The organism is Streptomyces sp. C1-1 (assembly GCF_050214755.1).
In the GTDB taxonomy this organism is placed as follows: Bacteria; Actinomycetota; Actinomycetes; order Streptomycetales; family Streptomycetaceae; genus Streptomyces.
The window spans coordinates 9669111-9693473 of record NZ_CP189826.1 but is presented as its reverse complement, the minus strand read 5'-3'; the positions used below and the strand labels follow the sequence as shown (position 1 = coordinate 9693473).

The following is a 24363-nucleotide window of genomic DNA, read 5'->3' as shown; positions in this document are numbered from 1 at the left end:
ACGGGCGCGGCGTCGCCGGCACGGGCGCGGCGTACGGGCCGGCACGGGCGTACCGCTCGCGGTCAGCCGTGCTGCAGGGCTGCGGCGTGGCGCTCGGCGATGCCGCACCTGCTCGCCGTATCCGCCCGCGAGCGCCTTGTCGCGGATCGCCGTCCGTTCCTCTGCCCGAGCCTCGCCACTGAGGCCTCTCAACTCCGCAATGTCATGGCGTAGTTGTGTAGGCAGCGCTTGGAAGTGGCGCTGCGCGGCCTCGGCGCGGACTTTCACCGGGGTTCCGTAGCCGCCGGCCAGCGCGGCATGCCAGATCTTCGCCGCCGCCTTCTGCCGCTGCTCCGGCTGCATGGTGGGCAGCGCGCGCAGGTCTGCTCGCAGGTCCGCCGGCAGCATGCCCGGCACAGGACGGAACGCGGCGCCGGTGAAGCCGGTCGTTTCGGCGTCGGCGAGGGCGACCGCCGTGGTGGAGAAACCGGCCGATGTCGTGGTGTCCGGCCGGGCCACCGACGCCGTCCAGGCCAGTACGGCCACGGCGCCGGTGGACGCGACGGCCAGGGCGACGGTGGTGGTGCGGCGGGATGCGGCACCGAGCGTGCGGTTCATGAGGTCCTCCCCTTGATCGACGGCCTCAGCTTGGCCGCGCCTTGCGAGCGGAAGGTTCGACGAATGTTCGGGGCGTGTAAGGGCCGCTCGCGCGGACGCTCAGGCCCGGTGCAGGTGGTTAGCATCGAGGGCCGGGCTGGGGAAAGAGAGGCACATGCCGGAGAGCAAGGGGCTCGTCCTTGTCGTCGAGGACGAGCGAAACATCGCCGACCTGCAGCGGCGCTACCTGAGCCGGGAGGGCTTCGGCGTGCACGTCGAGAGCACCGGCGACGCCGCGCTGGCCGCCGTACGCCGTATGCGACCGGTCGCCGTCGTCCTGGACATCGCGCTGCCCGGCATGGACGGCATGGAGGTCTGCCGGCAGTTGCGCGAGGAGGGCGACTGGACGCCCGTGCTGTTCGTGACGGCCCGGGACGACGTGACCGACCGCATCCTCGGCCTGGAGCTCGGCGGCGACGACTACCTCACCAAGCCCTTCTCTCCACAGGAACTGGTCGCCCGCGTGAAAAGCCTGCTGCGACGCGCCGCCGGGCCGCAGCACCACCCGGTACGCCGGGTCGGACGCCTCGCCCTGGACACCGGCCGCCGCACCCTGCACGTCGACGACCGGCCGGTGGAGCTGACGACCACCGAGTTCAACCTGCTCGCCTTCCTCATGCAGCACCCCGGCCAGGTCTTCACCCGCGAGCAGCTGCTCGCCCAGGTCTGGGGTTACGCCGGCTACCGGGACACGCGTGTGATGGACGTCTACGTCTCCCAACTGCGCGGCAAGCTCGGCGACGCCAGCCCCCTGCGCACCGTCCGCGGGGTCGGCTACGCCGTCACGGACGCCGACGGCCGATGACCGCCCTGCGCCGACCCGGCCGGCACGGCTCCCTGACAGGGAGCATCGTGCTGCTCACCACCGCCGTCGCCGCCGTCGCCGTCGTGCTGACCGGGCTGTTCGCCTGGCGGGTCATCCGCACCAACGCCGAGAACCAGGAACGCGAGCAGCTCTCCCGCCAGGCCGAGGTCCTCGCCCGAACCCCGCCGCTGGCCTCCTGGATACTCGACCGGCAGGAGCGCATCGCCGGCGCCGACGACATCCGGCTCGCCCTCGTCCGCCCCTCCGGCACGGTGGACGGACCGGCGGCGGCCGCGGTGGACGACGTAGGCCGCAAGGTACTGCTGTCGGGGGACGCGCTGTCCACGACCGCACGGCTCGACGGCCGCGAGGTGCTGGTGGAGGGAGCGCCGACGCCCACCGGCGGCGGCCTGGTCCTCACCCAGCCGATGAGCGCCGTCGACCAGGCCACCGACCGGATGCGCGGCAGCCTCGTGCTGCCGCTCGTCCTGGGCCTGACCGGCGCGGCCCTCGCCGGGGCGCTGCTGGCCCGCCGCCTGGCCCGCCCGCTCGTCTCCGCCGCGCGGACCGCGCACCGCCTGTCCGAGGGCGAACGCGGGCTGACCGTCCCCGCCGAGGGTCCGGCGGAGGTGGCGGAGCTGGCCGGCGCGCTCAACACGCTGGACGCGGCACTGACCCACAGCGAGGACCGGCAGCGGGAGTTCCTGCTGTCCGTGTCCCACGAGATCCGCACCCCGCTGACCACGGCACGCGGCTATGCCGAGGCCCTCGCCGACGAAGTCGTCACCGGCGACGAGGTGCCCGAGGCCGGCCGCATCCTGCGTGGCGAGATCGAACGCCTGGAACGCTTCGTCGGCGACCTGCTGGCCCTGGCTCGCCTGGAAGCCGACGACTTCCGCCTCGACACCGACGAGGTGGACCTCGACGCGCTGGTGGCGGAGGCCGCACAGGCCTGGTCGGCCCGCTCCTCGCGACACGGGGTGGACTTCCGCGTCGAGCGCCCGGCGCGTCCGCTGCCTCTGACCACCGACGGCTTCCGGGTACGGCAGCTCGTCGACGGTCTCGCCGAGAACGCGCTGCGCGTCACCCCGGCCGGAAAGCCCCTCGTCCTGGCCGTACGCGCGGACGGTCCCGGCGCGCTGCTCGAGGTCCGCGACGGCGGCCCCGGCCTCACCGACGACGACATCGCGGTCGCCTTCGAACGCGGAGCCCTCACCGAGCGCTACCGCGGGATACGGCCCGTCGGCAGCGGCCTGGGCCTGGCCATCGCCCACCGCCTGACCACCCGGCTGGGCGGCACCATCACCGCCTCGGGGGAGGCACCCGAGGGCGGCGCCTGCTTCACCGTCCGGCTGCCGTCGCACCCCGATGCCCCTTACAGGCCCCGAACACTCCCCTGACACCCGCTTAGGACCACGCGCGCATGCTCGTGCCCACGGCCCCGGGCGAAGGAGGAGCAGCATGAGACGTGCGTGGGGGAAGAAGCCGATGCGTCGCCGCACCCCGACCGACGCGGAACGGGACGCGCCACGACGCCTGCGCAATGACCTCGACCGGGCCCTGTCCCTGACCGACGAAACCGCCCGGCGGACGGCCGTCGACCAGGTCGTCCAGGGGATCGCCGAGGGCAGGTACGGCCGGACCTTTCAAGGGCAGGCGCGACGGCAGGCGCAGCAGCAGTCGGACCTCGGCCCTCAGGCCCCGCCGCGGGCCAGCAGCGCGTGGTAGCGCAGCACCAGCCGTCCGTCCGGACCGGCGTACTGCGTGGCCAGCTCGTCGTACGCCGCCTTGATCCGGACGATCGTCTCCGGTGTCTGCCGGCTGACGGTCTGACCGATCATGCCCACACCGGCCGCCGCACCGCTCCACCACTCCGCGGGCGAGGCGATGTGATCCCAGGTCACCGGCGTGCAGGAGACGTCGGCGAGTCCGGCAGCGGTGAACAGGGTCGCGAACCCCTCGGCGGTGCGCGGAAATTCCTCGGCCGGGTCGAGCCGCGGCGCGTCCTCCGGTGGCCGCGCACCGGCCTCCTGGACGGCGCGGCCGAGGAGTTCATGTCCCGCACCGGCGGGGACGCACCAGATCGTCGCGGCGACGTGACCGCCGGGGCGGCACACCTCACGCATGGCCCGCACGGCAGCGGTGGGCCGACCGACGTGGTTGACGACGAAGTTCGCCACCACCGCGTCGAAGGTGTCGGCGGGGAACGGCAGATCGGGAAGGACGGCCTCGTGGAATTCGGCTTCCGGCGCCTGGAGCCTGGCCAGTTCGATCATGCCGGGCTCCGCGTCGACGGCGGTCACCCGCGCACCGCGGGCGCTCGCCGCTGCGGCGACGGTGCCGATCCCCGTGCCGACGTCGAGCAGCCGGGTGCCCGGTCCCACGCCGGCCGCGTCGAGCAGTGCGGGTGCCGTGTGGGCGCAGAGCTTGGCGAAGCTGTCCCGGAAGGCCGCGGCCCTGCCGGACCAGATGTCCCGTTCCGCCGCGTCGAAGTCCACCATGTCCGTCAGCCCCCTCTGCCGCCGTCCCGCCGCCGTCCCGCCGCCGTCCTGGCACCGTCCTGGCACCGTCCTGGCACCGGGTGATCGTTCGGGAGTTGGGACTGTACCCCGCCCGGGCTTGCCGGCAGGCGATCATTTTCGTACGGCTGCCGACGCGCCCCTGGCGGCGGTGTGGCTACCCCTGATGGGCTGTCTGGGTTCGGCGGCCGGGACGGGGCGAGTGGAAGTCGGTGCCCGGGGTACGGGGGCGCGGTGGTGCGGGGGCGGGTCGTAGTTGGATGCGGGCGTCGAGGCCGGTGCCGGGGGCGGGGTGCAGGGTGATGGTGCCGCCGGAGGCGTCGACGAGGTGGCGGACGATGGGCAGGCCCAGTCCGGTTCCGTCGTGGTGGGCGTCGGAGGAGCGCCAGAACCGGTCGAAGGCGCGCCGGCGGTCGGCTTCGTTCAGGCCGGGACCCTGGTCGATGATGTCGAGTCGGGTGCCGGGGGTGCGGTGGACGGTGATGGTCGTGCTCGGTGGGGAGACGCGCAGGGCGTTGGCGAGCAGGTTGTCGATGATCTGCTCCAGCGCACCGGGGATGGCCCACACATGCCCGACGGGCGCACCGGTGAGGTCGATGGTCACGAACTGTTCGGCGGCGAGGGACTCCCACATGGCGGCCCGGTCGGTGAGGACGGCGTCCAGGTCGACGGGTTCGGGAGTGGTCGCGGCGTTCTCCAGCCGGGCGAGGGCGAGCAGGCCCTGGACCATGCGGCCGAGGCGTTCGACCTCGCCGACGGCCTCGTCGAGGCCGGCGTGGGCCCGCTGGTCGAGGTAGGGCTCGAAGTTCTCCAGCCTCAGCCGCAGCGCGGTCAGTGGGGTCTTCAGCTGGTGGGAGGCTTCGGAGGCGAACGCCTGCTGTGCCTTGAGGAGGTGCTGCAGGCGGGTGGCGGTGTGGGTGAACGAGGCGGCCAGGCTGCGCAGTTCGGGCGGTCCGGTGGTGGCGTCGGGCGGGTTGTCCAGATGACCGTCGGCGAGCTGGGCGGTGGCGGCTTCCAGGGTGCGCAGGGGGCGGGTGATCCACCGGGCGACGCTGAAGGCGACCAGGCCGACAGCGGTGAGGATGCACGCTCCGGCCAGTGCGAGGGCGCTCCAGACGCGGTGGACGCGGGTGGTGACCTGGTCGAGGGGGTAGGTCAGGCGCAGTGTGCCGCGGATGGTGGTGCCCGAGGCGCCGGGCACGGTGGCCGACAGGACGTCCGTGCCGTTGCCGTCGACGGTGGTGGTGACGGTCGGCTGGTTGTTCAGGGCGCGGGCGATGTCCGGCTGACCGGTGAGGTTGATGCCGGTGGTGCCGAGGGGGTCGGAGTCGGCGAGGACGATGCCGCGCTTGTCGGTGACGACGACGTGGCCGCCGGTGCGCTCGGCGTATTCGCCGGCCACGTCGGGCAGCACGTCGAGCTGGCCCTTTTCGATGTTCTCTTCGGTGATCTCGGCGAGCATGGCGGCGTCGCGTTCGACCCGCTGGGAGGCGCGGGAGGTCTCGCCGCGGGCGTAGATGATGCCGAGCGGGATCTCCAGGACGGCCAGGACGAGCAGGGTCAGGACGAGGTAGCTGAGCATCAGACGGCGGGTCATCCGGCCGCCTGCGAGGGGTCGTTGTCCGGGAGGGTGAGGCGGAAGCCGACCCCGCGGGCGGTGGTGATCCAGCCGGGGTCGCCGAGCTTGCGGCGCAGTGCGGCCACGTGGGCGTCCAGGGTTTTGGTGGGGCCGAAGAAGTGCGGGTCCCACACCGTGTCCATGATCTGCTGGCGCGAGTACACCGTGCCGGGGTCCTCGGCGAGGTAGGACAGTAGGTCGAACTCCCTCGGTGTCAGAGCCACTTGCTGACCGGCGAGGTGGACCTCGCGGGTGCGGCGGCTGATGGACAGCGGTCCCAACGCCTGTGCGTCGGAGGCCGTCTGCCGCGTGTCGGGCGTCTGTGCGGGCCCGTGCGGCGCGTACGCCGGTGCCGCGGCGCGGCGGGTGACAGCGCGGATACGGGCGATCAGTTCCCGTACGCCGAAGGGCTTGGCGAGGTAGTCGTCCGCGCCGAGTTCGAGGCCGACGATCCGGTCGGCTTCCTCACCCCGTGCGGTGATCATGATGATGGGGACGGCGGAACGGGCCCGCAGGCTGCGGCAGACGTCCAGACCGTCCATGTCGGGCAGTCCGAGATCCAGTAGCACCAGGTCCGGTGCCGCGGTGGTGTCGGCGAGGCCGGCGGCGCCGGTGCGGACGTGGTCCACGGTGAAGCCGTAGCGCCCGAGTCCTTCGGTGAGGGGTGCGGCGATTCGTTCGTCGTCTTCGATGAGCAGCAGGCGCATGGTGCCAGGCTCGCACAGCCGTACAAGGGGAGTTGGAGGGTTCAAGGAAAGCCGCCTGGGACCGGTAGGCGAGCGGATGAAGGGCGCGCGGGTGTCGTCCGGCCGCACGGTGCAGGGGGTGCCCGGCCGGACGACAGGGGCGACGGCGGTGACCACAGGCGGCGGTATCCGACAGGGAGTCGGCCGTCACCGAGGCAGTGCCTCCGAGCGGTTCACTCCGCCGTCGTCAGCCGGCGTCCTCGGTCTCCTCGGTGCCCTCCTTCTTGGTGTCGGTGACCGTGAAGGACTTGTCGAGGTAGACCTCGATCGAGGTGCCGTCCGACTGCTTGACCTCCACGGCGTACATGCCCGGCTTCTCCGCGTCCTCCTCGGACTTCACCACCGTTCCCGGGTACTTGGCGAGCGCGGCGGCCTCGGCCTTCTGCTTGGTGTCCCCGGTCAGCGGCGGCTCCTTCCTGTCGTCGGTGTCGCCACCCGCGCCGTCGGCCTCGGCGCCGCCCGCACTCCGGGCCGACTGCTGGGTGTCCGCGGCCTTGGAGTTGTCGGAGCCCGAATCGGACCCGCCACAGGCGACCAGCGAGAACATCAGCACGGCGGCGGGAGCGGCGAGCAGGGCACGACGGGGCAGAACACGCATCGGGAAGTCTCCAAACGCTGGGTGTCGCTTGCGAGTTCGGAGACCTCGTGGACCGGGCCTCCGGGGGACGTCCACGACACTAGGAACCCCCTGTCGAGAGGCAGCCCAGCAAACGGAGAGCGAGAGACCAGCAGATTGCCAATGTTCCGCTTCTACCTGCCCTTCAGGTGTTCGGTCAGGCGTGACAGCAGGGGCACCGCCGCCGCAAGCGTCTTCCGTTCATCGGGATCGAGGGCGTCGTTGATCGCGGCACCGAGCCAGCCGGCACGCCTTTGGCGCTCCTCGTCCAGGCGGCCGCGTCCCGCGGACGTGAGGTGGAGCAAGAGCTTGCGCCCGTCACTGGGGTGCGCCTCCGCCTGTACGAGGCCCTGAGCGAGGAGTTCCTTGACCGCCTTGGCGACCGACTGATGGCTGACCCCGCGCTGCTGGGCGACGTCGGCGGTGGTCATCGGGCCGCTGCGGTCCAGGTAGCCCAGGACGGCGGCCTCGCCGGGGGGCATCGTGTCGGCGGTACGCACAGTGCGCACGAGTTGGCCGATGGCCAGGCGAAGTTCTTCAGCCAGCTGGCTGTCGTCCATGGCATCACTCTGTCCGCGCTTCACAACAAAACCGTACAGCCTGGCTCCACGTCACCGGTTCGAGGTACACAGGCTGGGTGTACAGTTAAGTTGTAGGAAATGGTTCACCCGCGAAGGACTCCCCCGAAGGACTCCCCCGAAGGACTCCCTGTGAAGCTCACCAAGCACGCCCACGCCTGCGTCACGGTCGAGAAGGACGACACCCGCCTGGTCATCGACCCCGGCACCTTCACTCCGGACGCGGCGGAGGCCGTCGCACAGGCTCAAGCCGTCCTGATCACCCATGAACACTTCGACCACTTCGACGAGAAGCTCGTCGCCGCCGCTCTCGCGGCCCAGCCTGAACTGCAGGTCTACTGCACAGCCGCCGTCGCGGCCACCCTCGGCAGCAACGGCGGCCGCGTCCACGCCGTGGCCGCGGGCGACACCCTCACCGTCGGCTCCATCACCGCCGGCGTCCATGGCCACCGCCACGCGCTGATCCACGCCGACATCCCGTGCCCCGACAACGTCGGCTACCTCCTCGACGACGGAGCCCTCTACCACCCCGGCGACGCCTACTTCGCACCCGACGCTCCCGTACGTACCCTCCTGCTGCCGACCAGCGGCCCGTGGACGAAGCTCGGCGAAGCGGCCGACTACGTCCGCGCCGTCAAGCCCGAGCGCGTCATCCAGATCCACGAGCTCATGCTCAGCGACCTCGGCCAGCAGTCCACCGCCCGAATCCTCGGTGAGCAGGGCCTGACCGGGACCCCGCTGGACCTCCTGGCGCCCGGCACCTCCGTCCAGCTGTGACAGCCGACAACGGGGTTCGGCTCACGCGCGCCCCACGGCTCACGCGAGTCCGGCAGACGCATGCGCGTCCCAGTCGGCACGACCGCCGGCGCCCAGGACACCCACGTCGGCGGCCAGGTCCGTCGTGTCCCGGCCGGCAGCGACGGCCACGACTCCTCGATTTCTCACTGGGCTCCGTTCGACTTCACCACGGCCAGCAGCGCGTAGGCGTCGCGGACGGTGGGATGCCCTTCACCGAGGTGCGCGGCGGCTTCCCGTATCACCTTCTCGGCGTGCGCCACCCCGCCGGGCTGGTCGAAGCCGAGCATGGCGTGCGAGACCCGCAGTCGTAGCGTCAGCGGGTGAGCCGCACCGAGACGGGTACGCGCCTCCTCCAGGAACGCGCCGCACTCGCGACGCGTCTGCGTCATCGATCTGCCGTCCCCCTCTCGCTCCCAGGCATGAATCCGGGCTTCGAGGTCTCCGGCGGCGCGGGCGGGGTGCGCCTCGCCGGACGGCACGGCATGCCGGTCACCGTCTTCCCGCGCGCCCTCGGCAACAGTGGCGGCGAGCTCACCGGTCGGCAGCGGGCGCGTCGCCGCGGAGTCGTCCTCTGGCGTCTCGCTGGTGTAGGCGAGCGTCTTGTAGAAGCGGGTGGCGGGCATCGTGGCGTGCGCGGCGACGAGGTTCTGAGCCTCCTGGGACAGCGGAAGAGGGCCGACCTCGCCCGCTGCCGCCCCGGGGACCAGGGCTTCGGCCACCTCGCCGGGCGTCGGCCGCCGAGCCGGATCCAGGTGCAGACACGACCGCACCACGTCGTGCAGCCCGGCCGGCAGCCCCCGCAGCTCCGGTGTGCCGGCCCGGATGTTGGCGACCACGGTCGCCGTGTCCTCGCCCCAGGGGCTGTGCCCGAGGGCCAGCCGGGCCACAACGGTGCCGAGGGAGAACACGTCGCTGGCCGGTGTGAAGACCGGCTGCTCGCGCAACTGCTCAGGAGAGGCGTAGGCGTAGGTTCCGGCGAACCCGCGGCGCGGCTCGGTGAGCCGCTCGATCTGGGCGATGCCGAAGTCGATGACGCGCGGCCCGTCCGCCGTGAGCAGGACGTTGCCGGGCTTCAGATCGAGGTGAACGATGCCCTGCGCATGGATGGCGGTCAGGGCAACAGCTATCCCGGCCCCAAGGCCGCGTACGGTCGGCTCGTCCAGTTCGCCGCAGTTCTCGAGGAGTTCCTGCAGCGAGGGGGCGGCCACATACGGCACCGCCATCCACGGCGTGTCACCACCGGGGTCGGCGGCGATCACCGGCACGGTGAAGCGTCCGCTGACCCGCTGGGCCGCCCGGACCTCGTGGGCGAAGCCCTGCTTGATCGAGGGGACATGCGCGTACTGCGCGTGCAGGGTCTTCACCGCGACCATCAGACCGTCGGGGTCCTGGCAGAGATAGACGTCGCCGAACCCGCCCCGCCCGACGCGCTCCAGCACCTCGTACGTGCCGAACGCCGACGGTCCGTCCGCGTCCTTGGTGGGCCGCGCGCGGCCCACGTCCCGCCACTGCCCGAGCGCTTCGGCTCCCGGGTGGAACGCCACCCCGCCGCGCACCGGTTGGGCGGCTGCCTGCTGCACGGCGTCCGGCTCCTCCGGAACGACGACGACTGGCGCGTACACGGGTTCGGTTCCCGTGAAGGCGTAGGCGTCGACCTCCACGTTCTCGGAGCTCATGCACGACACGTACACTCCGAGCAGCCCCAACTGCTCGCACATCTCCGCTTCCCGTGCCGTGGGTTGGCGGTCCGCGCGGGCGAAGTAGAGGGCCATCGCCTCGTACCGTTGCGCGGCCAAGTGACGTATCACGGCCGCCCACTGCTCCACAGTCACCTCGGCCGGCGCATGGTCGCCCGTGCCGTCGATGACGGCAGCGAGACCGGTGGCATGCGAGGCTTCCGGCCGACGGGCCAGCACGCCGCAGGCGGTCCCGGGCGCGGCCTGCACGTTCTGCGCCAAAAGTGTTCCGGTCCGCTGCCCGATGCGGAAGGTGACGCGTCCGGCGCTGCGGGCCAGTTCTTCCCGCTGGCCGCGGAGGATCTCGTACTCGCGGGTTCCCGGCCCCCGCCCCTGTAGTTCCATGCAGGCCAGGACCGCGTCGAAGCAGTCGGCAGCCTCCGCGTGCTCCCCCGCGTTCACGGCGGCCTTGGCCTGCGCGACGCGCGCGGAGAGAGTCTGGGAACTCGCTCGTCCGTAAAGCTCCTCGGACTGGGCCGCTATCTGCCCGTACAAGCGCCCGGCCCGACGGAAGTCACCGGACGCCTCCACTTCGGCCGCCGCCGCGATGAGGTTCTGCAGACCGTCGTGACCGCCCTCATTGCCGAAGGGAAGATCGCCGGCCAGCTCCGCATAGCGCTGGCGGGCGATTCCGGTCAGCTCGTGCGTCGGCCCGAGCTCCTGCTGCGCGCTGCGCAGCATCTCGGCGAACGTGCGCAGCGCGGCCGCGGTGTCACCGGCCTGCCGCTGCCAGTAGCCGACCTCGCACATGAGCGACAACGCCGTGGCGGGGCGGCCCTGTTGTACGGCCACCCGTCTCATGATCTCGTAACGCTGCACCGCCTCCTGAAAACGGCCGGCCCTGCCATACCAGTGCGCCAGCTGGTGCCGAGCCAGTTCGGAGTCCTGGTGGTGAGGTCCCTGGAGCCTCTCCCGGTCCGCGAGCAGTCGGGCGAACAGTTCCACCGCGTTCTCGGGTCGACCCGACTCGCCCGTCCAGTGGGCCAGTTGATGGCGCAGCGCCAGCGTCTCGACGGCCTCCGGCCCGAACTCGCGTACGGCTTCGGAGACTGCGGCCTCGTAGCGGCTCGCGGCCTCGGCGGCATTCCCCTGCAGACCCGCCTGCTCGGCCGCCGCTGCGCTGTCGGCCGGTGGTTGCGGAAGGCGCCCGGAAAGTGAGGACTCCTTCGCCTTGCGCCTGCCCCACTTCACCACAGAGCCACCCTCCAGGGTCGAAGCGCAAACCCGCGTCACGCGCACGGACATTCGTGCCGCTCCAAGCTACCCAAACTCTGACTCGAACTGATCGCTTCCGGGATCATTTCTGGATGACGTTCGCGCCTTGCCCCTGTTGGGGACATGGGGTGAAACGAGCTCATCGCAGACGCTCTGCCCGTCCGATGTCGAGGCACCGTGCGAGGACCCTGATGAACGCGCCCCCGCTGCAGCCGCGTCACCCCTCCTGTCCGACCGTGAGCGTTCCCGCGCGGTGCTCGTGGCCTCCGACGTCGGCGTGCGTCAGCCGCTTTTGTATGGGTATCCCGAGAACCTGACCGCCCAGCCGGCGGAGATACTCACCGCTCCGGCCCCCGATGGGGCCTTCCAACCCCAAGAGCACCGCACTCGTGTTGTACGTCGGGGTGCCCGGGCAGGTGGTGGTGCGGGGCGGCCGGGGCCTCGCCCTCGGGATCAATCGCGCGCCTTCGGCCGAATCCGCCGCGGGGCGCTCCCGTCTCATCCAGATGCCGTCCATGAACAGGAGTCGTGGTGATGCTCAGCCGCCGTGCCTGTCGTGCTGCCGATTGATCACCACATCACCTGTCCGTGCGGCCTCTGAAGAGCCGCGGACAGGTCGCCGTCCCGCCCGGGGCTCCCGTCCGCGACTACGCCCAGGCCGTCACACCCGTACGGCGTCCCTGGCGAGGGCGCCCGCGGCTCCCTCCCCCGACAGCGCCATCCGTTCCACCCGGTGGGCCTGGGCGAGGCCGCCCGCGTCGGCGAAGGTGAACGGGGTGGACGCGCACAGTCGTAAGAAGATCTCCTTGGCCCCCTCGTCGTCCGAGATCACACGGATGACCGGGGCCATCGACTCGGGTCCCCCGTCGAACGTCTCCCACCACACGTTCTTGAACGCTCCCACCAAGCGGGCCTCGGGGAACGCCATCGCGAGGTCCTGTGCCCCACCCGCCGCCCAGGGCCCGACGAAGTCGAGGTGGCCGCCCGTGAACGGGTTGGTGATGTCCACCAGGATCTTCCCGCGCAGCCCGGGCCGGCAGGGCCTGAGCCGCTGCACCGCGCCCTGCACACCGAGCACGGCGGGGATCACCACGGCCGACTCCGCCACGACCTCCCTGCCCTGCCCGGTCCGCACCTCGTGGCCGGCCCGGCCGAACATCGTCGCGAGCGCGCCGGCGATGCCGCCCGTGCCCAGAACACCGATCGTCGTCATGATGCTGCTCTCCCCCGTTGTCACCGCTGTCTCATGCCGTGCGCGTCAGCACCGGGCCGACGTCACCGCTGTCTCATGCCGTGCGCGTCAGCACCAGGCTGACGTTGTGCCCTCCGAATCCGAAGGAGTTGGCGACGGCCGCGTCCAGGCCGATCGTGCGGTTGTGCCCGGCGACCACGTCCAACCCGACGCGCGGATCGGGCTCGTCCAGGTTGAGGGTGGCCGGGACCACCCCGTGGTGCAGTGCCAGGAGTGCGGACATCGCTCCGAAGGCCCCCGAGGCACCGAGCATGTGACCGGTCATCGATTTCGTCGCGGTCACCGCCGGGTGCGGGCCGATCGCCTTCGCCACCGCCTCGGCCTCGGCGAGGTCACCGCCGGGGGTGGAGGTGGCGTGCGCGTGCACGTGCCCGATGTCGTCCGGTGCCAGGCCCGCGTCCCGCAGTGCCGCCCGTATCGCCAGTACCTGGCCCTCGCTGTCGGACGCCGAGATGTGCCGGGCGCTGGAGTTGACGGCGGCGCCCGCCAGCGTGCCGTAGACGCGGGCCCCCCGAGCCCGGGCGAAGTCGGCCCGCTCCAGGACCATGACCGCGGCGCCCTCGGCCATGACGAAGCCCGAACGGGCCGCGTCGAACGGCCGCGAGACCGCCGCCGGATCTCCGCCCTGCTGCGACAGCGCCTTCATCTGCGTGAACGCCGCCACCAGGAACGGGTGCAGGCATGCCTCGGTGCCCCCGGCGATCACCACGTCGGCCCGGCCCAGCCTGATCAGGTCCATCCCCAGGGCGAGCGACTCCGCCCCCGCGGCGCAGGCGCTGACCGGTGCGCGCGCCCCGGCCCGCGCCCCCATGTCCATGCTGACCCAGGCGGCCGGCCCGTTCGGCATCAGCATCGGCACCGCGTACGAGGACAGCTTGCGCGTCCCCGACCGCTCGTACAGGTCGTCCTGCCCGAGGGCGCTGAGCACGCCCCCGATGCCGGTGCCGACGACCACAGCAAGTCGTTCGGGTTCCACCGAGGGCTTTCCCGCGTCCTGGAACGCCTCGCGGGCGGCCGCGACCGCCAGTTGTTCCCCCCGGTCGAGTTTGCGGGCGTGCACCCGGCCGAGCACCTCCACCGGGTCCGTGGTCACCGTTCCGGCGATCCGCACGGGCGGGTCCTCCGGCCAGTCCTCGGGCAGGTGTCGTATGCCTGAGCGTTGCTCGAGCAGGCCCTGCCACGACTCGGCCGCGCTCCCGCCCAGTGGTGTGAGGGCGCCCAGCCCCGTCACGAGCACCCCCTCGTGCCGGTTCATCCGCTGTTCCTTTCCGTGTCTGCCTGTGTGCGGCGGCCGGTCGGCGGGGCGGCAGGCCGGTCCGCACCGCCTGTCCGATCCTGTCCTGCCCGCCCCTGCCCGGCCGCGTCCATCGCCGTGTCGTTCACGCGAAGACGATCGTGTGGTTGCCGTGCCGGATCACGCGGTCCTCGCTGTGCCACTGCACCGCGCGGGTGAGCACGGACCGTTCCACGTCCGCGCCACGCCGCTGAAGGTCGGCGGCGGTGTCCGCGTGGCTGACCCGGACCACGTCCTGCTCGATGATCGGGCCCTCGTCCAGCCGCTCCGTCACGTAGTGGGCGGTGGCGCCGATCAGTTTGACGCCGCGCTCCTTGGCCCTGGTGTACGGGCCGGCGCCGATGAACGCGGGCAGGAAGGAGTGGTGGATGTTGATGATCGGCACCCCGACCCGCTCGATGAACTCCGCCGACAGGATCTGCATGTAGCGGGCCAGCACCACGAAGTCGACGTTGCCCTCGAGCAGCCGCACATGCTCGGCCTCCGCGGCGGACTTGTCCGGGCCCGCGGAAGGGACGTGGAAGAACGGTATTCCGAAGTTGCGGACCTCCTCGGCGGTGTCCGGATGGTTGGAGATCACCATGGCGACGGTCACCGGCAGTTGTCCGCGCCGGTGCCGCCACAGCAGGTCCAGCAGACAGTGGTCGGACTTCGAGGCGAAGATCGCCACCCGTTTGGGCACCGCCAGGTCCCGCAGCGTGAACTCCAGCTCGAAGCCCCCGGCGAGCCGGCTGCGCAGGTCCTCCTCCACCGCGGGCAGAACGGCCCGCAGGTTGTCGAGACCGAAAACCGTGCGCTGGAAGAACGCCCCGCCCAACGGATCGTCCGAGTACTGGTCGAGGGAGACGATGTTCGCCCCGCGCTCGCCCAGCACCGATCCGACGGCCGCGACGATGCCCGGACGGTCCTTGCCCCGGACCACGAGGGACGCGTGCCCGTGGCCCGTGCGGTACGTGACGGCGGGCGCGACGGCCGTCTCGACGGCGAGCGACATGTCAGGTGCCCGTCTCGGAGAGAGACTCGGGGGTGGACACGCCGCGGAACGTCAGCGCCACGTTGTGGCCGCCGAACCCGGCCGAGTTCTTCACCGCGACGACCTGGTCGTCCCCCAGTTTCAGCGGGGCTCCGTGCACCACGTCGACGGAGAGATCGTCGTCGAGGCGGGTGAAGTTGCGGGTGGGCGGCACCAGACCGTGGTGCAGGGCGAGAATCGTGGTGATCGACTCGATGGCGCCCGCGGCCCCGAGGCTGTGCCCGGTCATCGACTTGTTCGCGGTCAGGGCGGGGCCCTGCCCGGCGTCGCCGAACACCGTCCGCACCGCGCGGGCCTCGGCCGCGTCACCGGGTAAGGTCGCCGTGCCGTTGGCGTTGAAGTGCGTGACGTCCGCGGGAGTGACACCCGCGTCCTTCAGCGAGGCGCGGATCGCCGCGACCGAACCGGTCCCGTTCGGTTCCGGCTGGACCATGTGGTAGGCGTCCGAGGAGATTCCCACCCCGGCGAGCTCGGCGTAGATCCGGGCGCCGCGCTCGCGGGCGTGCCGCTCGGACTCCAGTACGAGGATGCCGGCGCCCTCGCCGAGCACCATGCCGTCGCGCTGCGCGTCGTAGGGCCGGCACGCCGAGGCGGGGTCGTCGATGTGCTGGGACAGCGCCCGCATGGCCGCGAACGAGGACAGCACCATGGGGTGCAGGGGTGCCTCGGCGCCGCCCGCGACGACGATGTCCGCCTCCCCGCTGCGGATCAGCTCGGCCGCCGTCACCAGTGCCTGGGTACCCGACGAGCAGGCGTTGACCGTGGCGTGCACTCCGAAACGGGCGTCGACCAGCAGGGCAACGGCCGCGGCGGAGCCGTTGCCCATCGCCATCGGCACCGTCATCGGCGGCACCCGCCGCCAGCCGCGGGTCTTCAGGGCCTCCCAGCCATCGATGATCGCGGTCATGTCGCCGAGGGCTGCCGAGACGACCACGGCCACGCGATGCGGGACGACGGTCGCCCCGTCGAGTCCGGCATCCGCCCATGCCTCGGCGGCGGCCGTGACGGCGAGCTGCGCGGAACGGCTCAGCCGCCGGCGCTGCTGGTGCTCGAGACGCAGCCCGGGCTCCACCTTGATCCGGCCGCCCAGAACGGGCGGCATGTCCTTCGCCCAGGGCTCTTCTTCCAGCAGCGCTATGCCGCTGTCGCCGCGCAGCATCGCGTCCCAGGTGTCGGCGACGTCACCGCCGAGCGGTGTGGTCTCCCCCAGACCGGTGACGACGACCTTGGGTGTGTTCTCGTGCTGATGAGTGTTCGTCACTTTCGTGCCTCCTGGCCGAGCGTCGTGGCGAGCTTTGCGGAGTCCTTCTTGACCGAGTTGACGAGGACCTTCCTGAGCAGGGATTTCGGCATGATCCCGAAGTAGTCCCCGGGCTCCACCTCGAACGTCCAGTGCACGGTGGTGGTGCCGTCGGTGTTCTCGGCGTAGTCGTAGGTGCCGACGTAGCCGAACGGCCCGTCGAGGGTGTGGAACTTCGAGCGTCGGCCCGGCACGAACTCGTCGATCTCGACGGTGAACTCCATGCGCTTGCCGATCAGCTGGAAGGTGATCTCGTAACGGCCGCCGGCCCGCGGCTCACCGTTGAGCAGCTTCACGTCCACGCAGGCCGCCTGCCAGACCGGGTCCTGCGCCGGGTCGGAGATCTGCTCGAACGCCTCTTTCGGGGTGACGGGCAGGTGGAACGCGTACTCAGCTGTGACCGTCACGACGGTCTCCTTCCAGATCGGTCGCGGTGGGTGGTACGGGAGTTGTGTCCGGGCCGGCCGCCGGTGCCAGGTGCGGGGTGATCGCCCGTGCGGCGACCTCCGCGTGCGGCGGGTACATCACCGAGTTGTGGTCGCCGGACACGTCGATGACGTGCAGGGAGCCCTCGATCAGGGCCTCCCAGCCGAGCTTCCGGCCGTAGTCGGCAGGTTCGTCGGCCGCGCGCAGCAGCACCAGGTCCAGCGCGTTGGGCTCGGGCAGGTAGGTCTGCAGGGCGATGCCGTTGGCGAGGTAGGCCTCGAAGTAGCGCAGGATCTGCGCGCGGTCGGCGTCCTGGGCCAGGACGCCGATGGCGGCGGCCCGCTCCAGGATGTGGTCGAACGCGGCGTCGCCACCGAGCGCCCGCAGGTCCTCCGCCGGGATGTCGAGCGTCTTCCCGGCGGGGACGGCGAGGTCCCGGGCGAACCAGGACAGCAGTGTCGCGTCGTCCGCCGACTCGGGGATGTTCTCCTCGATCGGCGCCCGGCTGTCGATGCCGAAGAGAAGCTCGATCTCCTCGCCCGCCGTGCGCAGTTGTCCGGCGACCTCGTAGGCGATGACACCGCCGAAGCACCAACCGCCGATCGCGTAAGGCCCGGTGGGCTGGATCTCGCGAACATGCTCGAGGTAGCGCGTGGCCATCGCCTCGACGCTGATCTCGGCCTCGCCCTCGTTCTCGATACCGGGTGCCTCGATCGCCAGGACGGGGCGGCCCTCCGGCAGGTGGCGGGTCAGCTCGACGTAGCAGAAGACGGTGCCGCCGAAGGGGTGGAACAGGAACACCGGCCGGGCGTCCGGCTCTCCCTCGCGCAGCGTGACGACCGGGGTGCGCGAGGACTCCTGTCCGCCGCGCCGCACGATGGTGGCCAGCTCGGCGACAGTGCCCTGGCGCAGCATCACGGAGATCGGGATGTCCACGTCCCACTCGGCGCGGATGGCCGCGCTGAGCCGGACCGCGAGCAGGGAGTGACCGCCCACGTCGAAGAAGTCGTCGTGGATGCCGACCTGGGGGATGCCCAGGATCTCCGTCCACATCCGCACCAGCGTGATCTCGGTCGCGTCGCGCGGCTTCTCGAAACCGGCGTCCGAGGTGACCACGGGTTCCGGCAGCCGGTTGCGGTCGATCTTCTTGTTCGCCGTCAGCGGCAGTTCGTCGAGGACGACCACGATCCCGGGCACCATGTACGGCGGCAGCGCCACCGCGGCCGCCGACCTGATGTCCGCCGTCCGCAGGTCCGTGCCGGGTTCGGCCACCAGGTAGGCGACGAGCCGGTCCTCGCGCACCACCACGACGGCCGTGGACACTCCGTCGATCGCTTCGAGGACGGACTCGACCTCGCCGAGTTCGATGCGGTAGCCACGCAGCTTGACCTGGTTGTCGAGCCGGCCGTGGTGCAGCAGCCGCCCGTCGCTGGTCCAGCGGGCCCGGTCGCCGGTGCGGTACAGCCGACGCTCGGGAGCGGCCGGCAGTCCGGTCACGAACCGCTCCGCCGTCAGCTCCGGCCGGTCCCAGTAGCGGTCGGCGAGACCGTCACCGCCGATCCACAGTTCACCGGGGAAGCTCGGCTCGACGGCACGCCCCTGCGGGTCGAGGACGTACAGCTGCGTGTTGGCGAGCGGTGTGCCGATGTCGATGCCGGCCGCCGGTTCGACCAGGCCCGAGGTGGACCAGATCGTCGTCTCGGTCGGCCCGTACACGTTGCGCAGACTGGCCACCCGGCCGTGCAGGAACTCGGCCAGTTCCAGGGGGAGTTCCTCACCGCCGCACAGGACGTTCAGCCGTTCGGCCCCGGTCCAGCCTGCGTCGCGCAGCATGCGCCAGGAGGTGGGGGTCGCCTGCATCCAGGTGGCCTCGGACGCCTCGATGCGGGCCGCGAGCGATGCGCCGTCGGAGGCCGTCTCGCTGTCGCACACGATGACCTGTCCGCCGGCCACGAGGGGCAGGAACAGCTCCAGACCGGCGATGTCGAAGGAGATCGTGGTGACGGCGAGCATACGGTCGGCCGCCGAGAACCCGGTGTCCTCGTGCATGGCGTGCAGCAGGTTCAGCAGCGCGTGGTGAGGGATCGCCACCCCCTTGGGGCGGCCGGTGGAGCCGGAGGTGTAGAGGATGTAGGCGAGGTCCGCGGGGCCCGATGCGGGCCCCGCTGAGGACGCGCCGCCGCTCCCGAGGTCCTCCAGGTTCAGCACCGGCAGGCCCGGCATGTGGCTCTCGCTCAGGCTCCGCTGGCTGAGCAGGAGCCGGGCGCGGGAGTCCTCGGCCATGTACGCCAGCCGCTCGGCGGGCAGCTTGGGGTCCAGCGGCACGTACGCCGCGCCGGATTCCATCACTCCCAGCAGGGCCGCCACCAGCGGTGCGCCGCGCTCCACCATCACCGCGACGCGGTCCCCCACGGTGATCCCGGCGGCCCGCAGCGCCGCCGCGGTCTCCTCCACGGCCGTCAGCAGCCGGGCGTAGCTCCACTCCGCGCCGTCGGCGACCAGCGCGGTCACCTCGGGTGTTCGTTCGGCCTGCCGGCGAAACAGCTGTGCCAACGTGGACTCGGGCACCGCGCGTTCGGGACCGCAGCCCCACTCGGTGAGCCGCGCGCGCTGCCGGTCGTCACCGCGGACCAGGGTGCGCAGCGCGTCGTCCGGGTGGGCGACCAGGGTCTGCACGGTGGTGACGAAGGCGTCGGCCAGCTCACGGGCGGTGCCCGCCTCGAAGATGTCGGTGTTGTAGCGCAGGACACCGGCGTAGGCGCCCGCCCGCTCCGCGCCCATCTCGATCCACAGATCGGTCTGGCCCTCCTGCTGCGCTAGCGGATACGGGCGCAGGGTGGCGCCGGCGATGTCGAGTTCGGCGCCGGGCTCCGGTTCCAGCAGGAAGAACGCGTCCATGTCGTGCAGGAAGGGCAGCCGGTCCCAGGCGAAGCCCGCCTGGTACAGCGGCGTCCGGCTCGGATCCCGCGGCGGCGCGAGTTCCCGCACCAGCCAGGGGAAGGGCAGTTCCTGCGCCCGGGTGGCCTGCAGCACCCGCTCGCGGGTCGATGCCAGCAGCCGGCGGTACGTCGACTCCTCGTCGACCTCACCGCGTACGACGACCGTGTTGACGAAGTTGCCGAGCGCGTCGCGGAACTGGCGCTGCAACCGGCCGGAGGTCGGCGTGCCGACCAGGATGTCGTCCTGCCCGCTCAGCCGGCTCAGCAGCACGAAGTACGCGGACAGCAGCACGGTGTACGGCGTCGACGACGTCTCCCGGGCCAGGCGCCGTACCGCTTCCGTGGCCTCGGCCGAGAGGGCGAAGGGCGCGGAGCCGCCGTCGTAGGAGGGCGCGGGCGGCCGCGACCGGTCACCGTACAGATCCAGGCTCGGCGGTACGTCCGCCAGCCGCTTGGTCTCGGCGTCGAGCAGCGCGCGGGCCTTGTCGGTGGTGAGGAATGCCTGCTGCTGCTCGGCGTAGGAGGCGAAGGCGCCACCGTTGAGCGTGAACCGGTTCGGCGTGCCTTCGAGGCGGCTGCGCACCTCGGACAGCAGCAGGGCGAGCGACCAGAAGTCGGCCACGATGTGGTGCACGACGGCCGTGAACACCCAGGTGCGTTCGGCGGTGCGGTACAGGTGAACACGCCACAGCGGCGGCCGCGACAGGTCGAAGGGCTCCCGGCTGTCCGTGCGGACGCGGTCGCGCAGGGCGTCCGGGGCCAGGCCCCGGGCATCGGTGTACCGGATGTTGAGGGGCACTGTCTCCGGGGTGAACTGCAGGGGCCCGTCCGGGCCGCCCCGCAGACCGACCCGCAGGGCCTCGTGCTCACGCGTCAGGTCGTCGAGGATGTCCCGGACCTTCAGCCCCAGCTCCGGGTCGGCGGTGACCTCGGCGCCGAACACGATGTGGTAGGCCGAGCACTGCGGATCGGTCTCGTGGATGAACCAGAGGCCGGCCTGCTGCGCGTTGACCGGGTGGGTGGGTGTGGTGGTGTGCTCGGTCATCGCCGTCCGTCCGTCGCCTCGGCGAGCGGCTCACCGTTCAGCAGCTGCCACAGGGCCTCGGCCAGGCTGTCCACGGTGGGGTGGTCCCAGAGCAGGTCCACCGGCGGGTCGGTGAGGCCCAGGGCGTCCTCGATCTCCATGCCGACGGAGAGCGCCGCCATCGAGTCGAGGCCGTAGTGGGTGAAGGGCTGGTCGGTCTCCAGTTCGACGGGAGTGACACCGGCTTCGGCGGCCACCGCCTTGATGAGGATGTTCCGGACGTCGTCGAGCGTCAGGTTGGTGTGCGTGGTGCTCATTGCAGGTCGTGACCCTTCGAATGAGTTTGAAAGTCGGTGGTTTCAGGCGGTGGTGGCTTCGCGGGCGCCCGGGGCTGCCAGGCGCACCGTGCGCAGGGAGAAGAACTCGTGGTCGGCACGCTGGACGTTCATCCGGTCGACGAGCGCCCGGGCGGTCGCCGGGTCCAGGTCGCCGGTCTCGTACTCGCGGACCTTTCGGCGGTTCAGTGCGGCCTCCAGCCAGGCGCCGTCGGCGAAGAACGCGTCGAGTTGGTCCCGGTTGAACAGCCAGATCCCCAGCGCGGCGATTTTGGCGTGCAGGTCGCTGAGTTCCTCGGCGACCCGGATCAGGGCGGGCGCGGTGGTCTTGCCGGACTCGGTGGGCCGGGTGGCCGGAGTCTGTGCGGCCGGTGAGCGACGGATCTCAGTGACCCGGGCGAGCAGGGTGTCGAGCTCCTGCCGGAGCTGCTCGGCCTGGGCCCGCAGGGCCGCGAGACGGTCCTCGTCGCAGCCGGCCGACGGCGCCAGTCCGGCGAGGCGGTCGATCAGGGCGGGCAGGCTGGCGAAGGTGGCGTCGCGGCCGCGGCCGAACACGCTCACCCGGTGCGGCTCGAAGGCCGGCAGTTCGGCCCGCAGGTCGTACAGCGCGCGCCAGTCCTCGTCCCGGCCGTGGCCGTGCGCCTTGACCAGCGCGGGCAGTTGCAGGGCGACGCTGTCCAGACAGACCGGCTCGCTGCCGTCGAAGACCGAGACGACGGCGCCGTCCCGGAGCATCTTCTGGAACGTACCCACGTGTTCGGGGGCGCGCATGAAGTACCGGGCGCCGAGGGTGCGGGCGAGCGCCTTGGTGTTGAAGTCCACCATCCGGGCCACCTGTACCTTGGCGAGATTGCCCCAGATGCTGAACTGCTCGGTGTACAGGTGCAGTCCGCGCATCGCGACCAGGCTCTCGCACTCCGCCACCAGCAGGCTGAGGTAGGCGTTGGCGAGGGACTCCGAGACGTAGGGGATCTCGCTGGCCGGGCCGTCGTAGAGGATCCTGTCGGAGAGGAAGCCGGCCACCGTGCGGAGCATGGTGTCACCGGTGCCGAGGGACAGGCCGGTGCAGAACGTTCGGGTGATCAGCAGCCCCCGCAGGGCGAGTTCGAGCCCTTCGCCCTCTGCACCGAGCCGGGCGGAGGCGTCCACCCGGGCGTTGTCGAAGGCGACCCCGCTGATGTCGCAGCCGCGCAGACCGTGGGTGGGGACGCGGGGGACGCCGGTCACCGTGCCGGAGAGCACCTGTGACCGGTCCACGAGGAACATCGACTGCAGCCGCTTGGCGGGTGTGGTGTCGTCACCGGTGGTGCCGAGGACGACGACGTGGGTGGAGGTCCTCCCCCGGTTGATCGGCCACTTCTCGCCGGACAGGACGTAGTGTCCGCCGTCCGGGACGGCCACGAGACGGTTGGCCGCCAGGTCCGCGCCGTGCTCCGGTTCCGAGTAGGCGAGGCACGGGACGACTCCGCCGTGCAGGACGCTGGCGGCGTGCTTGGCCTGCTGTTCGGCGGTGCCGCCGATCCAGGCGAGCATCATCCACACCTGGGTGCTCTCGCTCACCGCGACATTCATGTCCCTGCGGGCTATCACGCGGGTGAGCATGAGGATGTCCTCGGCGGCTCGGAGATCCCCACCGAGCCACTCCGGAACGAAATATCGGTTGAATCCGAAACCACGCACGCGGGTGATTCCGGCGGCGGGCAGTTCATCCCGCTCATCCAGTTCAAGGGCGCCGGTAAATGAGATCGAATTCGATTCCACTTCCGGGTCGCCGAGCCAGTCCTCGAAGGCCTCGGCGAGATCAATGGAAGTGGCAGGTGGTTTCTCTGTGCCTAACTGAGTCATAGAACGCTTTCCATTCCAGACGTGACAGACGGAATCCATGCCGAGGCAGACGTGCACGCGGGCGCGCTCGCCTTGATACGGCAAAATGGAAACAGGAGTGGGCGTATGGTGACGCGCCTCGTTTACGCGCGTAGCGACGCGACGCGGCGCATCAGAAAAAGGACGTGCCATGGCCAGGCGTGCCGCAGCACTCCAGGCAGATCAAGGCATGTCAGAGCTCTGATCGGGCAGGGCAGGACCTAGGCCGACGGCATCGACCCGTCCCGCGCGAGCAGCACGAAGGATGTGCTTCCCCGATCGTCAGTATGGTCTGCGACAGCAGCCGAGCAGCAGATGAACCGTCATGTGATTACCCCCGTTTTGACGCGAATCAGGAGACACAGCCGCACCCGGCGAGCTCCTCATTGGCGTGCCTTGCTGAAGCTGGTCTGATCGTCTTCCGCAACCGCCGCCGGTTTTGTGGTTCCCCCATCCGGCAGAGGCTCGAATATCGATTCCTCGCGATGCGCCTCGACCACATTAAGTGATGTTCTGGCCAGGCACAGTGAAAGCGTAGCAGGTGCGTCACTTGGCGCCACGTGACCCGGATCACCCCCCTATCCGCGGCGCGAGGTTCGAGTGAACGATTCCGCTGCTGCGGGTTCACGCACGACCTGGCATCTCCGCAGTGAATACCTAGTTCCGCATCTGCGATACGGACCTCACAGTTCCGCCAGAAATCTCGCCACTTTGTCGGCGAGTCGTAGCGGAATGTTACGGACCAATGAATTCCAGCGCACGGAGTCGGAGGGCTGCGGCCCGGATCCAGCGGCCGGCCAAGCCGGGTGCCTCGTTCGGCCGGCGGCCGCTCGCGTCCGTCCGTGTGGCTCGCGGGCCCCGGGCCGCGCGGCTCGGGGGCCCCGCGCCGAGAGATGGCCCGGTGCCGCAACCCGGCAGGTCACTCACCCGTAAAACATTGTTATCTTCGATGGTGGAGATTCTGGACGATCGAAGGGAACCGGGTCATGGTGCGCAGCGCTAACGCCGAGCCGTCCGAGGTGCAGCTGTCCCCCCGGAAGGACTTCCCCATCGCCGAGCGCCCGGGCTACCTGCTCCACAAGGCCGGCCTGGTCCTGGTGGAGGACGTCGAGAAGGCGCTCGGCGCGGTCGGCATGCGCATCCGCTACTTCTTCGTACTGGCCGCCCTCTCCGGAGGCCCGGAACTGTCCCAGCAGGACCTGAGCCGCCTGCTGAACCTCGACCCGACCACCGTGGTCACCGTGATCGACGAGATGGAGCGCAACCAGCACGTCGAGCGCCGACGCAACCCCGCCGACCGCCGCCGCTACAACCTGATCCTCACCGACTCCGGCCGAGAGGCCCTCGCGACGGCCGACCGGATCGCCACGGAGGTCGAGTCCACCTTCTTCGGCACCCTGGAGGAGGGTGAGCGCGAGGCGCTGCGCGGGATGCTCGGTCGGCTGCTGGCCGGCCGCTGGCCCGCATCCGTCTGCTCCGACTGAGATGCCACCCACCCCCTGACGCACCACTCCGGGCGTCGGACACCTCGTCCGACGCCCTTCTTCACGCCCTCATCCGGTCACGCTGTGTAATGACCGCTTCACGTTCGCCAACCAACGCATGGATCATTGACGACGGAGTCTCCAAT

General features: G+C 71.0%; 20 protein-coding genes. 6 read left to right on the top strand and 14 right to left on the bottom strand.

Annotation, left to right across the window (positions count from 1 at the left end; all coding sequences use genetic code 11):
* The first annotated feature begins 385 nt into the window (after nt 1–385).
* The 4 genes from ACQF4J_RS44290 (at nt 386) to ACQF4J_RS44275 (ending at nt 3169) form a co-directional block, all read left to right on the top strand.
* Nucleotides 386–613 (top strand): hypothetical protein, encoded by a 228-nt coding sequence (locus ACQF4J_RS44290; protein ID WP_427168337.1) that lies wholly within the window; start codon nt 386–388, stop codon nt 611–613.
* 138 nt (nt 614–751) lie between these two features.
* Nucleotides 752–1441, top strand: coding sequence for a response regulator transcription factor (locus ACQF4J_RS44285; protein ID WP_427168336.1), 690 nt, complete (start codon nt 752–754; stop codon nt 1439–1441).
* Nucleotides 1438–2841 carry a sensor histidine kinase gene (locus ACQF4J_RS44280; RefSeq protein ID WP_427168335.1) on the top strand — a complete coding sequence of 468 codons (1404 nt, stop codon included), beginning with the start codon at nt 1438–1440 and terminating at the stop codon, nt 2839–2841. Before ACQF4J_RS44285 ends, ACQF4J_RS44280 begins: the two co-directional genes overlap by 4 nt.
* Nucleotides 2842–2902: 61 nt before the next feature.
* Entirely contained in the window at nt 2903–3169 is a 267-nt protein-coding gene (locus ACQF4J_RS44275; RefSeq protein WP_427168334.1) for a hypothetical protein, read from the top strand.
* Here the strand turns inward: ACQF4J_RS44275 and ACQF4J_RS44270 are convergent.
* From ACQF4J_RS44270 to ACQF4J_RS44250, 5 genes are all read right to left on the bottom strand, one after another.
* Nucleotides 3136–3942 carry a class I SAM-dependent methyltransferase gene (locus ACQF4J_RS44270; RefSeq protein ID WP_427168333.1) on the bottom strand — a complete coding sequence of 269 codons (807 nt, stop codon included), beginning with the start codon at nt 3940–3942 and terminating at the stop codon, nt 3136–3138. The two genes, ACQF4J_RS44275 and ACQF4J_RS44270, sit on opposite strands and share 34 nt — an antisense overlap.
* Nucleotides 3943–4117: 175 nt before the next feature.
* Entirely contained in the window at nt 4118–5557 is a 1440-nt protein-coding gene (locus ACQF4J_RS44265) for a sensor histidine kinase (RefSeq protein ID WP_427168332.1), read from the bottom strand.
* Complete coding sequence (locus tag ACQF4J_RS44260; protein WP_351573640.1) at nt 5554–6285, bottom strand: response regulator transcription factor; 732 nt, start codon at nt 6283–6285, stop codon at nt 5554–5556. The genes ACQF4J_RS44265 and ACQF4J_RS44260 overlap by 4 nt, the downstream gene beginning before the upstream one ends.
* Before the next feature lie 226 nt (nt 6286–6511).
* Nucleotides 6512–6922 carry a PepSY domain-containing protein gene (locus ACQF4J_RS44255; protein ID WP_351573642.1) on the bottom strand — a complete coding sequence of 137 codons (411 nt, stop codon included), beginning with the start codon at nt 6920–6922 and terminating at the stop codon, nt 6512–6514.
* Between the two features lie 152 nt (nt 6923–7074).
* Nucleotides 7075–7500, bottom strand: a complete 426-nt coding sequence (locus ACQF4J_RS44250; protein ID WP_351804004.1) for a MarR family winged helix-turn-helix transcriptional regulator — start codon at nt 7498–7500, stop codon at nt 7075–7077.
* Nucleotides 7501–7650: 150 nt separating this feature from the next.
* Here ACQF4J_RS44250 and ACQF4J_RS44245 point away from each other — a divergent pair, with 150 nt between their 5' ends.
* On the top strand, nt 7651–8295 hold the full coding sequence (locus tag ACQF4J_RS44245; RefSeq protein WP_351573648.1) for an MBL fold metallo-hydrolase: 645 nt from the start codon (nt 7651–7653) through the stop codon (nt 8293–8295).
* 164 nt (nt 8296–8459) lie between these two features.
* Here the strand turns inward: ACQF4J_RS44245 and ACQF4J_RS44240 are convergent, their stop codons facing one another.
* The 9 genes from ACQF4J_RS44240 to ACQF4J_RS44200 form a co-directional block, all read right to left on the bottom strand.
* Nucleotides 8460–11243, bottom strand: a complete 2784-nt coding sequence (locus tag ACQF4J_RS44240) for a protein kinase domain-containing protein (RefSeq protein ID WP_427168331.1) — start codon at nt 11241–11243, stop codon at nt 8460–8462.
* 685 nt (nt 11244–11928) lie between these two features.
* Nucleotides 11929–12480, bottom strand: coding sequence for an NADPH-dependent F420 reductase (locus ACQF4J_RS44235; protein ID WP_351573661.1), 552 nt, complete (start codon nt 12478–12480; stop codon nt 11929–11931).
* Between the two features lie 73 nt (nt 12481–12553).
* A complete protein-coding gene (locus tag ACQF4J_RS44230) occupies nt 12554–13774 on the bottom strand; it encodes a beta-ketoacyl-[acyl-carrier-protein] synthase family protein (protein WP_351573665.1) in 1221 nt (406 codons plus the stop codon).
* 124 nt (nt 13775–13898) lie between these two features.
* The gene (gene purU / locus ACQF4J_RS44225; protein ID WP_351804012.1) at nt 13899–14807 is read right to left on the bottom strand and encodes a formyltetrahydrofolate deformylase; all 909 of its coding nucleotides are present in this window, start codon (nt 14805–14807) and stop codon (nt 13899–13901) included.
* 1 nt (nt 14808) lies between these two features.
* Nucleotides 14809–16107 (bottom strand): beta-ketoacyl-[acyl-carrier-protein] synthase family protein, encoded by a 1299-nt coding sequence (locus ACQF4J_RS44220; RefSeq protein ID WP_351573670.1) that lies wholly within the window; start codon nt 16105–16107, stop codon nt 14809–14811.
* Nucleotides 16104–16553: an SRPBCC family protein gene (locus ACQF4J_RS44215; protein WP_351573678.1), complete on the bottom strand. Its 450-nt coding sequence runs from the start codon at nt 16551–16553 to the stop codon at nt 16104–16106. Before ACQF4J_RS44215 ends, ACQF4J_RS44220 begins: the two co-directional genes overlap by 4 nt.
* Nucleotides 16537–20556 (bottom strand): non-ribosomal peptide synthetase, encoded by a 4020-nt coding sequence (locus ACQF4J_RS44210; protein ID WP_427168330.1) that lies wholly within the window; start codon nt 20554–20556, stop codon nt 16537–16539. Before ACQF4J_RS44210 ends, ACQF4J_RS44215 begins: the two co-directional genes overlap by 17 nt.
* Nucleotides 20553–20852 carry an acyl carrier protein gene (locus ACQF4J_RS44205; RefSeq protein WP_351573684.1) on the bottom strand — a complete coding sequence of 100 codons (300 nt, stop codon included), beginning with the start codon at nt 20850–20852 and terminating at the stop codon, nt 20553–20555. The genes ACQF4J_RS44210 and ACQF4J_RS44205 overlap by 4 nt, the downstream gene beginning before the upstream one ends.
* Before the next feature lie 42 nt (nt 20853–20894).
* On the bottom strand, nt 20895–22472 hold the full coding sequence (locus ACQF4J_RS44200) for an acyl-CoA dehydrogenase (RefSeq protein WP_427168329.1): 1578 nt from the start codon (nt 22470–22472) through the stop codon (nt 20895–20897).
* 1247 nt (nt 22473–23719) lie between these two features.
* Between ACQF4J_RS44200 and ACQF4J_RS44195 the strand changes: the two genes are divergently transcribed.
* A complete protein-coding gene (locus ACQF4J_RS44195; RefSeq protein WP_351573690.1) occupies nt 23720–24217 on the top strand; it encodes a MarR family winged helix-turn-helix transcriptional regulator in 498 nt (165 codons plus the stop codon).
* The last annotated feature ends 146 nt before the right edge of the window (nt 24218–24363 follow it).

Bases quoted from the DNA above. Each gene is read 5' to 3' on its own strand.
- ACQF4J_RS44265 (WP_427168332.1), bottom strand. From the start codon at position 5,557: ATGACCCGCCGTCTGATGCTCAGCTACCTCGTCCTGACCCTGCTCGTC.
- ACQF4J_RS44230 (WP_351573665.1), bottom strand. From the start codon at position 13,774: ATGAACCGGCACGAGGGGGTGCTCGTGACGGGGCTGGGCGCCCTCACA.
- ACQF4J_RS44210 (WP_427168330.1), bottom strand. From the start codon at position 20,556: ATGACCGAGCACACCACCACACCCACCCACCCGGTCAACGCGCAGCAG.
- ACQF4J_RS44250 (WP_351804004.1), bottom strand. From the start codon at position 7,500: ATGGACGACAGCCAGCTGGCTGAAGAACTTCGCCTGGCCATCGGCCAA.
- purU (WP_351804012.1), bottom strand. From the start codon at position 14,807: ATGTCGCTCGCCGTCGAGACGGCCGTCGCGCCCGCCGTCACGTACCGC.
- ACQF4J_RS44280 (WP_427168335.1), top strand. From the start codon at position 1,438: ATGACCGCCCTGCGCCGACCCGGCCGGCACGGCTCCCTGACAGGGAGC.
- ACQF4J_RS44275 (WP_427168334.1), top strand. From the start codon at position 2,903: ATGAGACGTGCGTGGGGGAAGAAGCCGATGCGTCGCCGCACCCCGACC.
- ACQF4J_RS44235 (WP_351573661.1), bottom strand. From the start codon at position 12,480: ATGACGACGATCGGTGTTCTGGGCACGGGCGGCATCGCCGGCGCGCTC.
- ACQF4J_RS44205 (WP_351573684.1), bottom strand. From the start codon at position 20,852: ATGAGCACCACGCACACCAACCTGACGCTCGACGACGTCCGGAACATC.
- ACQF4J_RS44270 (WP_427168333.1), bottom strand. From the start codon at position 3,942: ATGGTGGACTTCGACGCGGCGGAACGGGACATCTGGTCCGGCAGGGCC.
- ACQF4J_RS44290 (WP_427168337.1), top strand. From the start codon at position 386: ATGCCCGGCACAGGACGGAACGCGGCGCCGGTGAAGCCGGTCGTTTCG.
- ACQF4J_RS44200 (WP_427168329.1), bottom strand. From the start codon at position 22,472: ATGCTCACCCGCGTGATAGCCCGCAGGGACATGAATGTCGCGGTGAGC.
- ACQF4J_RS44255 (WP_351573642.1), bottom strand. From the start codon at position 6,922: ATGCGTGTTCTGCCCCGTCGTGCCCTGCTCGCCGCTCCCGCCGCCGTG.
- ACQF4J_RS44195 (WP_351573690.1), top strand. From the start codon at position 23,720: ATGGTGCGCAGCGCTAACGCCGAGCCGTCCGAGGTGCAGCTGTCCCCC.
- ACQF4J_RS44260 (WP_351573640.1), bottom strand. From the start codon at position 6,285: ATGCGCCTGCTGCTCATCGAAGACGACGAACGAATCGCCGCACCCCTC.
- ACQF4J_RS44285 (WP_427168336.1), top strand. From the start codon at position 752: ATGCCGGAGAGCAAGGGGCTCGTCCTTGTCGTCGAGGACGAGCGAAAC.